This window comes from Micromonospora salmantinae, assembly GCF_022230905.1.
Lineage (GTDB): Bacteria > Actinomycetota > Actinomycetes > Mycobacteriales > Micromonosporaceae > Micromonospora > Micromonospora salmantinae.
The window spans coordinates 492144-504966 of record NZ_JAKKFG010000004.1 but is presented as its reverse complement, the minus strand read 5'-3'; the positions used below and the strand labels follow the sequence as shown (position 1 = coordinate 504966).

Sequence of the window (12823 nt, the reverse complement as noted above, 5' to 3'; positions counted from 1 at the left end):
AGAAGGGAGAGGCTATGAAGGGAACAGTGCTCCAACGACCCGGGCGGTGGCTCACGTGGGGAGCCACGACGGGCGAGGTGGCGGGCACGCTGCCCGGCGACGAGTTCCTCGCCGCCCCGGACATCGTCTCCACCCGGGCAGTCACCATCGAGGCACCGCCCATGGCGGTCTGGCCCTGGCTCGTGCAGATGGGCAGCGGTCGCGGTGGCGCCTACACCTACGACTGGGTCGAGAACCTGTTCGGGCTCGACATGCACAGCGCCGACGAGATCCTGCCACGGTTCCAGCACCTCGCCACCGGCGACGAACTACCGCTTGGCAGGAACGGGCCCGCCATGCGGGTCGAGATCCTCGACCCGGGGCGGACGCTGGTGTTCCGGTCCGCCGATGGCGCCTGGGTGTGGTCCTTCCACCTGCGGCCCGACGGGGCGGGCACCCGGCTGATCAGCCGCAACCGGATCGCGCTGGTGGGCGGTCCGGGACCGGTTCGGATCGCGTACCGCCTGGTGATGGAACCGGGCAGTCTGATCATGGAACGCCGGATGCTGCTGGGTATCAAGCAGCGCGCGGAAGGCACGTCATGAACGTGCTCGCCCGGTGCGTGGCGGCCGCGACGCTAGCTCCCTCGCTGCACAACAGCCAGCCATGGCTCTTCCGGGTCACCGGCCGGGAGGTGCGGGTGTACGCGGACCGCAGCCGCCAACTCGACGCGCTGGACGCGTCCGGGCGCGAACTCCTGATCAGTGTCGGTGCGGCAGTGTTCACCCTGCGGCTGGCTCTGCGGGCAGAGGGTTGGCGCACGACGTACGTCCTCTTCCCGGAACCGGACTCGCCCGATCTGGTGGCCCGGGTGCTAATCGATGGCGAAGCCCCACCGCCGGAAACCGTGACGACGTTGGCCGAAGCGATCGCCCGGCGGCACACCAATCGGTGGCCGTTCGCCGACTCAGCGGTTTCTGCCGACGCGATCGAGGAGCTGACCGTGGCCGCCGCGGACCAGGGGGTGGCACTCACGGTCGCCGGTCCGGTCACCCGCAACGCCATCCTGGGGCTCGGGCACCAGGCTGAGCGCCGGCTGCGCATGAGCGGCCGCTACCGGGCCGAGCTGAGCCGCTGGACGAGGCCCTCGTCGGGCCGCCACGACGGCATCCCAGCCGCCGCCATCGGACCGTGGGACGCCCTCGAACGAATGCCGATCCGAGACTTCGGCCTCGTCCACCCACAACCCTGGCGGACAAGTGAGTTCTTCGAGGCGCACCCGACCATCGCCGTGCTCGCGACGCTCGGTGACGGCCCGCACGACTGGGTAAGCGCCGGTCAGGCCCTTCAGCACGTCCTGCTGGCGGCCACCCGGCTGAGGCTGGCCACCACTCCCATCAGCCAACCGATCGAGGTTCCGGCGATCCGCGAACTGCTCACCGACACCGCGGCCGGCCGTTGGGCGCAGATGATCATTCGGATCGGATACGGCCCACAGGCCGCGGTGACACCGCGCCGGCCGCTGTCCGAGGTTCTGCGAAGGAGCGACCAGTGACCATTCGACGATCATGGCGCGCCCGGATGTACCGGGGAGGACACCCCGGTCGCCTGGCGCGGGTGCTCAACCGGATCGCCGCTGCCCAGCACAGCAGCGGATTCCTGGCACCGTCGGGCTGGGTGACCCTGGAAGTGGTCGGCCACAGAAGCGGGCGGACGGTGGCCGTGCCGTTGGTGATGACCATTCATGGCGGGGAGCGCTACCTGGTCTCGATGCTCGGGCGCCGGGCCAACTGGGTGGCCAACGTCCGGGCTGCCGACGGCGCGGCCACCCTTCGGCGTGGCCGACGGGAGCCGGTCCGGCTGGTCGAGGTCGACGTGGCGGAACGAGCGCCGATCCTGCGCGAGTATCTCGCCAAGGCACCGGGCGCCCGCCCGCACTTCCCGGTCGATCGGCATTCCTCACACGCTGAGTTCATGACGATCGCGCCGGAGTGCCCGGTATTCCTGATCGGACCGGCGGTGCCCTGAGGTTCCGGAGCTGGGGGCCGAACGTCCCTCGGCGGACGGCTTCTGGCCCTTGGGGGCGACGTCGGCCGGGCCTAGCGTGACTCCTGACAAGCCGAGATCTGTGAAAGGAGCCGCCGTGACCGCGGTCGTATCCGAGCCCCGTACGCTCGCCGAGCTCGACGACACCGAACTCGCCCGTCTGGACGCGTGGTGGCGGGCGACCAACTACCTCACCATCGGGCAGATTTACCTGCAGGGCAACCCGTTGCTGCGCGAGCCCCTGTCGGCTGAGCACATCAAGCCGCGCCTGCTCGGTCACTGGGGAACCAGCCCCGGTCTGTCGCTGATCTACGCACACGTCTCCCGGCTGATCCGGCACACCGGTCAGCAGGCGATCTACCTGGCCGGTCCGGGTCACGGCGGCCCGGCACTGGTGGCCGCCGGCTACCTGGAAGGCACCTACAGCGAGATCTACCCGGACGTCAGTCAGGACGAGGCCGGGATGCTGCGCCTGTTCCGGCAGTTCTCCAGCCCGGGCGGTATCCCGTCGCACGTGTCGGTGACCACCCCCGGCTCCATCCACGAGGGCGGCGAGCTGGGCTACGTCCTGGTCCACGCGTTCGGCGCGGTCATGGACAACCCGGACCTGCTGGCCATCGCGGTGGTGGGCGACGGTGAGGCCGAGACCGGGCCCCTCGAGGGCTCCTGGAAGGGCGTGTCCTTTCTCAACCCCGAGCGCGACGGCGCGGTCCTGCCGATCCTGCACCTCAACGACGCCAAGATCTCCGGCCCCACCGTGCTGGGGCGCAAGGATCCCGAGGAGGTACGCAACCTGCTGCGTGGCCACGGCTACGACGTCATCGAGGTCGAGGGCTCCGACCTGCCCGGCATGCACCACCGCTTCGCCGCCGCCCTCGTCACTGCCTGGACGAGGATCCGCGACATCCAGACCGCCGCCCGCGACGGTTCCTGGGACGGTATCCGCCCGGCCTGGCCGCTGATCATCCTGCGGTCACCGAAGGGCTGGACCGGGCCGGACTCCGTCGACGGGATCACCGTCACCGGGACCTGGCGGTCGCACCAGGTGCCGCTGTCCGGCGTCAAGGACAATCCGGAGCACCTCGCACTGCTCGAACGCTGGCTCAAGTCGTACCGTCCGGAGGAGCTGTTCGATTCCGCCGGCGCGCCCGTGGCGTTGATCCGGGACCAGGCTCCCGACGGTGACCTACGGATGAGCGCCAGCCCGCATGCCAACGGCGGGGTGCTGACCCGGGATCTGGACCTGCCGGACTTCCGTGCCTACGCGGTCGACGTGCCCCGGCCCGCGCAGCGGCGGGCCGAGTCGACGCGCAAGCTGGGCGAGATGATGCGAGACATCTACGCCCGCAACGCCGACCGGTTCCGGTTGTTCTGCCCCGACGAGACCAACAGCAACCGGCTCGGTTCCGTCTTCGAGGTCTCCGACCGCGCCTTCATGGAGCGCGTGACGGCAGAGGATGTGGCGATCAGCCGCCACGGCCGGGTCATGGAGGTGCTCAGCGAGCACAACTGCCACGGCTGGCTGGAGGGCTACAACCTGACCGGCCGGCACGGCATGTTCGCCACGTACGAGGCGTTCGCCATGGTCAGCGCGTCGCAGACCGTGCAGCACGGCAAGTGGTTGCAGGAGGCCAAGAACCTGCCGTGGCGCGAGAAGGTGCCCAGCCTCAACGTGCTGCTCACCTCGACGGCGTGGCGCAACGACCACAACGGCTTCTCCCACCAGGGGCCCGGCCTGATCCAGGTGGTGCTCACCCAACGCGGCGACGTCGCCCGGGTCTACCTGCCGCCGGACGCCAACACCCTGCTGTCGGTGGCCGACCACTGCTTCCGGTCGCGGTCCTACATCAACCTGATCGTGATCGACAAGCAGCCGCAGTTGCAGTACCTCTCCATGGACGAGGCGATCGAGCACTGCGCCCGCGGCGCGGGCGTCTGGGACTGGGCCGGCACCGACGACGGCACCAGCGACCCCGACATCGTCCTCGCCTGCGCCGGCGACGTCGTCACCATGGAGACGGTCGCGGCGGCACAGATCCTGCGCGACCGGTTGCCCGGCTTCAAGGTCCGCGTGGTCAACGTGGTCGACCTGATGACCCTGGTCCGCCCCAAGGACCACCCACACGGCATGAGCGAGACCTTGTTCACCGAGCTGTTCACCGACACCGTCGACGTGGTGTTCTCCTTCCACGGCTACCCCGGCGCGATCCACCAGCTCGTGCACGGCCGCCCCGACGCGGACCGGTTCCGCGTCCGCGGCTTCATCGAGCAGGGCACGACCACCACCCCGTTCGACATGACGGTCCGCAACAGGGCGTCGCGGTACCACCTCGTGATGGACGCCATCAACAACGCCAGGCGCCTCCCCCGCGGCGCCGCCGACCTCAAGGCGTGGTGCCAGAGTCAGCTCGACCGCCACGAGACGTACGTGGTGGAACACCTGGAGGACATGCCCGAGGTGCGCGACTGGGCGCTCGGCGACTGGGCGGCACGCGGCTGAGCTTCACCGAGACGGTGGCGCCGGCCGGCGCCACCGTCTCTCGGCGATGCCCGGCGGCAGCGGCGGGACCGCGAGGCGGGTGGCGGTCAGCCACCCGCCTCCCAGCTTCCCAGCTCTGACGGTAGAGGCCCGCAAAGACGCAGGTCAGGGCCGGAAGAGCGCGTCACCACGCGCGTCGCGCCACGGCCCGTCGACGGGGGTCGTCCGGCCCTACGGCGAAGAACCCCGACCGGTCTACAAAGGAAGAAGAGGGAAGGGGTGACGAGTGCCATGACCCGATACGTCTACGACTTCACCGACGGCAACAAGGACCTCAAGGACCTGCTCGGCGGCAAGGGCGCCAACCTGGCCGAGATGACCCTGATGGGCCTGCCGGTGCCGCCAGGGTTCACCGTCACCACCGAGGCGTGCCGCGCCTACCTGCGCACCGGCACGATGCCCGCGGGCCTGCTCACCGAGGTCCAACATCACCTGCGGCTGATGCAGAACCGGATGGGCAAGACCTTCGGCGACGCCGCAGATCCGCTGTTGCTGTCGGTGCGGTCCGGTGCCAAGTTCTCGATGCCGGGAATGATGGAGACAATCCTGGACATCGGCCTGAACGACGCGAGCGTGGTCGGCCTCGGCCGACAGAGCGCGGATCAGCGGTTCGCCTGGGACTCGTACCGGCGCCTGATCCAGATGTTCGGCAAGACGGTTTTCGACGTTCCCGGCGAAGCTTTCGAAGAGGAACTGACGGCCGCCCGGTCGATCGCGGGCGTCGCAACGGACCCGGAACTCGGCACGACTCAACTGCAGGACCTGGTACACGCGTACAAGAAGGTGTTCCACCAGCACACCGGCCGAGACTTTCCACAGGCACCGCACGAACAGCTGTTCCTGGCGATCGCAGCGGTGTTCCGCTCGTGGAACGCCGAACGCGCCATCCTGTACCGCCGGCAGGAGCGCATCCCGCAGGACCTGGGCACCGCGGTCAACGTCATGGCGATGGTCTTCGGCAACCGAGGAGAGAACTCCGGAACCGGGGTCGCCTTCACCCGGGACCCGGCCACCGGACGGCGTGGCGTCTACGGCGACTACCTGCGCAACGCTCAAGGGGAGGACGTGGTCGCCGGGATCCGCAACGCCGTGCCGCTGGCCGAGCTCGCCGCCATCGATCCAGCGAGCCATCGGCAGCTGCTGTCGATCATGCAGCGGCTCGAGCAGCGTTACCGCGACCTGTGCGACATCGAGTTCACCATCGAGAACGGCAGGTTGTGGATGCTGCAGACCCGGGTCGGCAAGCGCACCCCGGCCGCCGCGTTCGTCATCGCCGCCCAGTTGGTCGACGAAGGCCGCATCACCCTGCATGAGGCACTGCAGCGGGTCACCGGTGAGCAACTGGCCCAGCTGATGTTCCCCAGTTTCGACACCACCGCCGCTCCCCCACCGCTGACCACCGGCGTGCCGGCCTCTCCGGGCGCGTCGGTCGGCGCGATCGTCTTCGACTCGGCCGCCGCGGTGGCGGCGACCGAGCCGGTCATCCTGGTGCGCCGGGAGACCAATCCCGACGACCTGCCCGGCATGATCGCTGCTCAAGGCATCCTGACCTCGCGCGGCGGCAAGACGTCACACGCCGCGGTGGTCGCCCGCGGCATGGGCAAGACATGTGTCTGCGGCACCGAGGAACTACGCATCGACGGCGACGGCCTCACCGTGGCGGGTCGCACCCTGCACGCCGGTGACATCATCTCGATCGACGGCACCACCGGAAACGTCTACCCGGGATCGGTCGCCGTGCGGCCCTCCGCGGTGGTGCGGTACTTCGAGGGCGAGCTGGCGGCGCACGGCGACCCGCTGCTCTCCGCGGTGGAGCGGCTGATGGCCCACGCCGATCACCAGGCCCGGCTCGACGTGCACGCCAACGCCGACACCGCCGTCGACGCCACCCGAGCCCGCCGCTTCGGCGCCACCGGAGTCGGCTTGTGCCGCACCGAGCACATGTTCCTCGGCGACCGCCGCCGGCTGGTCGAGAGGCTGATCCTGGCCGAGGACGACGCCGCCCGCTCCGAAGCCCTCCAGGCGCTGCTGCCCTTGCAGCGGGCCGACTTCGAGGAGCTGTTCGCCGCGATGGACGGGCTGCCGGTGACCGTGCGGCTCATCGACCCACCGCTGCACGAGTTCCTGCCCCCGCTGGAGGAGCTGACCGCCCGGGTGGCCCACGCAGAGGCGCTCGGCGTGGACCCGGGCCACGACGGCACACTGCTGACCGCGGTGCGGCGCATGCACGAGCAAAACCCGATGCTCGGGCTGCGCGGCGTACGTCTGGGCCTGGTGATCCCGGGTCTGTTCGCCATGCAGGTCCGCGCGATCGCGCAGGCCGCGGCCGCTCGGGTCGCCGCAGGCGGCGACCCTCAGCCGGAGATCATGGTTCCGCTGGTCGGAGCGGTTCAGGAACTCGAGACGGTACGCGCGGAAGCGGAGTCGGTGCTGGCGAGCGTGCCCGGTGCGCCGCCGATCCGGCTCGGCACCATGATCGAGGTTCCCCGGGCCGCCCTGACCGCCGGGCAGATCGCCGGCGTCGCCGAATTCTTCTCGTTCGGCACCAACGACCTGACCCAGATGACGTGGGGCTTCTCCCGCGACGACGTGGAAGGCGCGTTCTTCGGCCGGTACCTCGAGCTGGGCATCTTCTCGGTATCACCGTTCGAGAGCATCGACCGCGACGGCGTGGGCGAGCTCGTCAGCACCGCCGTCCAACGCGGCCGCGCCATCCGACCCGACCTGACCATCGGGGTGTGCGGCGAGCACGGCGGCGATCCGGCCTCGGTGCGGTTCTTCCACGACGCCGGCCTGGACTACGTGTCCTGCTCGCCGTTCCGGGTGCCGATCGCCCGGCTCGAGGCCGGTCGCGCCGCGAGCGCAGCGGCCGGCTCGGACAGCCGGTAGGAGGTCACGATGACAACGACGGTGACACCGGTTCGCCGTGGCGATCGGGAGATCGGCGCCTACATCGACGGACGCTTCGTGCCGGCAGTGGATGCCACCACCGTCGCGCTGGCCGCGCTGGCCACCGCGGCGGTGGCCACCGCGGTGGTGTCGGCGGGCCTGGCCATGCGTCGGCGCCCGGCGATCGGCACGGTGACGATGGGTCCCGGCGGCTGGATCAGCCTCAAGCACACCGGCAGGCCACCGCTGCGCGCCGCTTCGACGAGCCGGCCCTGGTGGGCGCACCTGTTGCGGGCACACCGGCTCGTCGAGCAGCGCTGAACGTTCCGCCCGCCCCTGGAGGTCCCGGACGGTCCCGACCCGCCCGGGACCTCTGACCCTTAAGCCGCGAGTGGTCGCTCGGCAATGCTGGGAGGAGATGAAGGAGGGGTAATGGCCACCACATCGCACGAAGCCTGGCACGGGTTCCGCGGCACCGGCTGGCGCGAGACGATCGACGTCGGCGGATTCATCCACGACAACTTCGAGCCGTACACCGGCGGGCCGGAGTTCCTGACCGGGCCGACGCACCGGACCGAACGGATCTGGCGGCGGCTGCAGCGCATGTTCGTCGAGGAGACCCGTCGCGGAGTCTACGACGTGGACGCGCACACCCCGTCCACGATCACCTCACACGAGCCGGGCTACCTCGACCAGGACCATGAGCTCATCGTGGGCCTGCAGACCAGCGCGCCGCTGTGCCGCGCGATCATGCCGAACGGCGGGCTGCGGATGGTGGAGGCCGGCCTCAAGGCGTACGGCTTCACCCTCGACCCGGCCGTGCAGGCGATCTTCAGCCGGTACCGCAAGACCCACAACGACGGCGTCTTCGACGCCTACCCGGCCGACGTGAAGGCCGCCCGCCGCTCGCACATCATCACCGGCTTGCCGGACGCGTACGGCCGGGGCCGGATCATCGGCGACTACCGGCGCGTCGCGCTGTACGGGGTGGACCGCCTGGTCGCCGAGCGCCGGGCGGTGAAGGCGTCGCTCGACGCTCAGCTGTCATCGGACAACGTGATCCGCGACCGTGAGGAGTTGGCCGAGCAGATTCGGTCGCTGAAGGAGCTGCGTTTCATGGCCAGCCGGTACGGATGCGACATCTCCGGCCCGGCGAGCACCGGCCGCGAGGCGATCCAGTGGCTGTACTTCGCCTACCTGGCGGCTGCCAAGGAGCAGAACGGCGCGGCAATGTCCCTGGGCCGGACCGCCACGTTCGTCGACGTCTACCTCCAGCGTGACATCGAAGAGGGCCGGCTCACCGAGCGGGAGGCGCAGGAGCTGGTCGACGACTTCGTCATCAAACTGCGGATCATCCGGTTCCTGCGCACGCCCGAGTACGACCAGTTGTTCTCCGGCGATCCGACCTGGGTGACCGAGGCACTCGGGGGAATCGGCTGTGACGGCCGCCCGCTGGTCACCCGCACGAGCTTCCGCTACCTGCAAACCCTGTACAACCTGGGTCCGGCTCCGGAGCCGAATCTGACAGTGTTGTGGTCGCCGGCGCTGCCCGAGGGGTTCAAGCGGTTCTGCGCCCAGGTCTCCATCGACACGAGCGCCATCCAGTACGAGAACGACGACCTGATCCGGCCCGCGTACAGCGACGACACCGCCATCGCCTGCTGCGTGTCGGCCATGCGGGTGGGAAAGGACATGCAGTTCTTCGGCGCCCGCACCAACCTCGCCAAGGCCCTGTTGTACGCGATCAACGGCGGCCGCGACGAGATGACCGGCGAGCAGGTCTTCGTCGCCGAACCGATCGCCGACGACGTGCTCGACTACGACGAGGTCCTGGCCGCGTACGACCGGACGCTGGACTGGCTGGCCGAGACCTACGTCGACGCGCTCAACGTCATCCACTACATGCACGACAAGTACGCCTACGAGCGCATCGAGATGGCCCTGCACGACTACCCCGTGCACCGCTTCCTCGCCACCGGCATCGCCGGCCTGTCGGTCGCCGTGGACAGCCTGAGCGCCATCAAGCACGCCCATGTCAAGGTGCTGCGCGATGAGAGCGGTCTGGCCGTCGACTACGCCGTGGACGGAGACTTCCCGGCCTTCGGCAACAACGACGACCGCGCCGACGCGATCGCCGTCGACCTGGTCGAGCGATTCATGGCCAAGATCCGGCGGCAGCCCAGCTACCGGGGTGCCGAGCCTTCGCTCTCTGTTCTCACGATCACCTCGAACGTCGTCTACGGCAGGCACACCGGCAACACGCCCGACGGGCGACGCGCCGGTGAGCCGTTCGCGCCGGGCGCGAACCCGATGAACGGCCGCGACACGCACGGCATGGTCGCCGCCGCGCTGTCGGTCGCCAAGCTGCCGTACCGCTGCGCGCGCGACGGGATATCGCTGACGATCACCGTCGCTCCGGACGGCCTCGGCCACACCCGTGACGAACGGATCACCAACCTCGCCGGCGTGCTCGACGGCTACACCGACAGCGGCGGTTTCCACATGAACGTCAACGTGCTGAACCGGGCGACACTCGAGGACGCCATGGCCCACCCGGAGAAGTACCCGCAGCTGACCATCCGGGTCTCCGGGTACGCGGTGAACTTCGTCAGGCTCACTCCCGAGCAGCAACGCGACGTCATCTCCCGGACCTTCCACGGATCGCTGTGATGACCGCCGTCACGGTACCGGTGACCGGCTCGCTCCACTCCTTCGACATCTCCACCGGAGTGGACGGGCCGGGCACCCGGTTCGTCGCGTTCCTGGCCGGCTGCCCGCTGCGCTGCATCTACTGCCACAGCCCCGACACCCAGTACCGCCGTTTCGGCCGACCCACCTCCCTCCACGAGCTGCTCACCGAGATCCGCCGCTACGAACGCTTCCTGAAGGTCGCCCACGGCGGCGTCACCCTCAGCGGCGGGGAACCGCTGCAACAGCCCGCCTTCACCCGCGAGGTGCTGCGCCAGTGCAAGGAGATGCGGCTGCACACCGCCCTGGACACCAGCGGCCTGCTCGGCAACCGCGCCGACGACGCCCTGCTCGACGCCACCGACCTGGTGCTGCTCGACATCAAGTCCGGCGACCCGGCCACGTACCGGACGGTGACCGGAACCGGGCGGCTGGCGCCGACCGTGCGGTTCGCGCACCGCCTGGCCGACCGCGGCGTGCCGATCTGGGTCCGTTTCGTCCTCGTGCCCGGCCTCACCGACGATCCGTGCAACGTCGACGCGCTCGCCTCCATCGCAGCAGACGTGCCCACCGTCGAACGCGTCGAGGTGCTGCCCTTCCACCGACTCGGCGCTCAGAAGTACGCCGCCCTCGGCCTGCCGTTCCCGCTGGCGGACACGCCACCGCCGGACGAGGCGCTGCTGCACCGGGTCTATCGCCAGTTCCAGGATCACGGGCTGACGGTGTACTGACCGCCCACCGGCGGCTTGGCTCGGCACGAGCGGCTCCCGGACCAGTTCGCGCTGGTCGGCGTCGCGCACGTCGCATGTCGCCGCGAGTCCTCCGCCGCAGCCGCGAAACCGACATTCAGTAAAAATAACCGCACTAGGTGCGTAACGTGCCGGACATGTTCGCTCACACACGACGCAACCTGTTGCTCACAGCGCTCGGGATGGGCATGCTCGCCGGTGCCGGTCAACTCGGCATCGCGTTCAGCCTCGGCATCGTCCAGCTCGCCGGTGCCTCCACCGGCGCCGCCGTCAACCAGTGGCCTGCACAGCTCGTCTGGGTGGGCTGGTTCGCGGCACACGCCGCCGTAGCCGGCACCGTCGTCGCCGCACGCCTGGCCCGCCGGTACGGGGCGCTGCGGAGCACGGGCAGATTGGTGGCCATCGCCGCCGCCGCCGCACTGGGCGCCACCGTCGTGGCGCCGCTCTGCATCCGGCCGGCCCAGGCCGCCGAACGCTTCTCTGTGGACCCGATCTGGGCCCTCGGCATCTGCGCGGCCCTCGGCGCGCTGGTTGGCGCGGGTGCCGCGATCGCCGTACTGGTGAAGCCGCCGCTGGGTTGGAACATGGCAGCAGTGGGCGGCGTCGTTTGGCTGCTGGCGCTCGCCTCGGTCGTCCCGTCGCTCGCCACCGCCGGGCCGTTGCCCGCCGTACGGCTCGGTGTGCTGGAGCCGGCCTGGCTCGACGCCGACGCGGCACACCGGCTGGCGATCCTGACTCTGCCGTCGGTGGCCCTGCTCATCGGCGCGGCGACCGGCGGGCTGGCCCGCTGGCGTGGGCATCCGCCGCTGGTCAACGGCGTGACCGGCGCGGCCGGCACGATGCTGGTCGCGTTCACCTATCTGACCGCCGGTCCCGGCGACGCCGTCGACCGGTACCAGATCACGCCGTACTACGGGGCGCTGCTCGCCGTCGCCGCCGGTGTGCTCGGCTCGGCCGCCGCCGCGTCGTTCCGATGGCCGCTCCTGCCGCGCACCGCCGAAGCACGGGTCGACGAGTCAACCGACATCCTCCGTCCGCTGGCCGCCGGTCCCGCCGTGCGGCAGGCCACGAGGCCGGCCGTTGGTGGTACGACCGACGAGCCGGAGCCCGCCGACCTGGCCGGCACGGGGCCGGTCGCCGGCGCGACCCCAGCGAAGCTCCCGACCGCAGCCGAACCGCTGGGCTTCGGTGCACCGGTTGTTACCGCCGCATTGGCCGCACCCGCCGACCTCGACGACACCCCGGAGACATCGGAACCGACCCCCGCGACGGCGGCCCACCTTCCCGCGGGACCTGGCGGGGACGGCTCCGGGACGGCGGAGGCGGAGGTCGACGACACCGAACCCGACGGGACGCCGCCCGACGGGGCCCTCGTCGCCCCGGGGACCCTCCGGATGTACCAGCCGCCGAAGACCGACCGGACGCGGGTTCAGGCGACCTGGCCGGTCGTTCCGGCGCGGCGGGTGCCGCCCTCGGCCGAGCCCGCTCCGGGCGCCGAGGCGACCCAGTCAGCCGGTACGCAAGAGAGGCCCGAACCGGCACTCCCACCTCGGCACCGACCGCCACTGCCCAACCTGAGCCGGGCCGCGAACTGGGACGCCCTCGCGACCGCCCAGCGCGCCGGGCCCACGCGCACGACCGATGCCGTGCCGGCCCGCCCCGCCGGGGCCGACCCGGTCCCCGCGCCGGCCCACCCGGCATCCGTCGTCGAGGCGGGACGGGCCAGCGGGCGGCTGGGCCTGTTCCGGCGCAACAAGTCCCGGGCCGACGGGGGCACCCCGGCGGACGGCGAGCCGCTGCCGAGGCAGGACGCGGAGTTCGTCGACTGGGTGACCCAGCTGGGCAATCCGGTAGCGGACAACGAGCCGGATCAGGAAGCCGGTCGCTGGTCACTCCGCTCCACCGGCAGCCACCGTTAGGAGTTCCTAATCCT

At 70.5% G+C, this 12823-nt stretch carries 9 protein-coding genes; all 9 read left to right on the top strand.

The window, feature by feature from the left end; genetic code table 11:
• Positions 1-14 precede the first annotated feature (14 nt).
• A complete protein-coding gene (locus PSH03_RS04595) occupies positions 15-584 on the top strand; it encodes an SRPBCC family protein (protein ID WP_210780653.1) in 570 nt (189 codons plus the stop codon).
• Positions 581-1534 (top strand): Acg family FMN-binding oxidoreductase, encoded by a 954-nt coding sequence (locus tag PSH03_RS04590; protein ID WP_210780654.1) that lies wholly within the window; start codon positions 581-583, stop codon positions 1532-1534. Before PSH03_RS04595 ends, PSH03_RS04590 begins: the two co-directional genes overlap by 4 nt.
• Positions 1531-2007, top strand: coding sequence for a nitroreductase/quinone reductase family protein (locus tag PSH03_RS04585; protein WP_238688359.1), 477 nt, complete (start codon positions 1531-1533; stop codon positions 2005-2007). Before PSH03_RS04590 ends, PSH03_RS04585 begins: the two co-directional genes overlap by 4 nt.
• 115 nt (positions 2008-2122) lie before the next feature.
• Entirely contained in the window at positions 2123-4525 is a 2403-nt protein-coding gene (locus PSH03_RS04580) for a phosphoketolase family protein (RefSeq protein ID WP_238688358.1), read from the top strand.
• A 270-nt stretch (positions 4526-4795) separates the two neighbouring features.
• Positions 4796-7453 (top strand): pyruvate, phosphate dikinase, encoded by a 2658-nt coding sequence (ppdK, locus tag PSH03_RS04575; protein ID WP_238688357.1) that lies wholly within the window; start codon positions 4796-4798, stop codon positions 7451-7453.
• Between the two features lie 9 nt (positions 7454-7462).
• The gene (locus PSH03_RS04570; RefSeq protein WP_238688356.1) at positions 7463-7774 is read left to right on the top strand and encodes a hypothetical protein; all 312 of its coding nucleotides are present in this window, start codon (positions 7463-7465) and stop codon (positions 7772-7774) included.
• A 111-nt stretch (positions 7775-7885) separates the two neighbouring features.
• The gene (gene pflB / locus PSH03_RS04565) at positions 7886-10123 is read left to right on the top strand and encodes a formate C-acetyltransferase (RefSeq protein ID WP_238688355.1); all 2238 of its coding nucleotides are present in this window, start codon (positions 7886-7888) and stop codon (positions 10121-10123) included.
• A complete protein-coding gene (pflA, locus tag PSH03_RS04560; RefSeq protein ID WP_238688354.1) occupies positions 10123-10872 on the top strand; it encodes a pyruvate formate-lyase-activating protein in 750 nt (249 codons plus the stop codon). Before pflB ends, pflA begins: the two co-directional genes overlap by 1 nt.
• Positions 10873-11027: 155 nt before the next feature.
• Entirely contained in the window at positions 11028-12809 is a 1782-nt protein-coding gene (locus PSH03_RS04555; RefSeq protein WP_238688353.1) for a hypothetical protein, read from the top strand.
• Positions 12810-12823 lie beyond the last annotated feature (14 nt).

What these genes read in the sequence shown, in the direction of transcription:
- PSH03_RS04595 (WP_210780653.1), top strand. Translation starts at nt 15, where the DNA reads ATGAAGGGAACAGTGCTCCAACGACCCGGGCGGTGGCTCACGTGGGGA.
- PSH03_RS04590 (WP_210780654.1), top strand. Translation starts at nt 581, where the DNA reads ATGAACGTGCTCGCCCGGTGCGTGGCGGCCGCGACGCTAGCTCCCTCG.
- ppdK (WP_238688357.1), top strand. Translation starts at nt 4,796, where the DNA reads ATGACCCGATACGTCTACGACTTCACCGACGGCAACAAGGACCTCAAG.
- PSH03_RS04570 (WP_238688356.1), top strand. Translation starts at nt 7,463, where the DNA reads ATGACAACGACGGTGACACCGGTTCGCCGTGGCGATCGGGAGATCGGC.
- pflB (WP_238688355.1), top strand. Translation starts at nt 7,886, where the DNA reads ATGGCCACCACATCGCACGAAGCCTGGCACGGGTTCCGCGGCACCGGC.
- pflA (WP_238688354.1), top strand. Translation starts at nt 10,123, where the DNA reads ATGACCGCCGTCACGGTACCGGTGACCGGCTCGCTCCACTCCTTCGAC.
- PSH03_RS04555 (WP_238688353.1), top strand. Translation starts at nt 11,028, where the DNA reads ATGTTCGCTCACACACGACGCAACCTGTTGCTCACAGCGCTCGGGATG.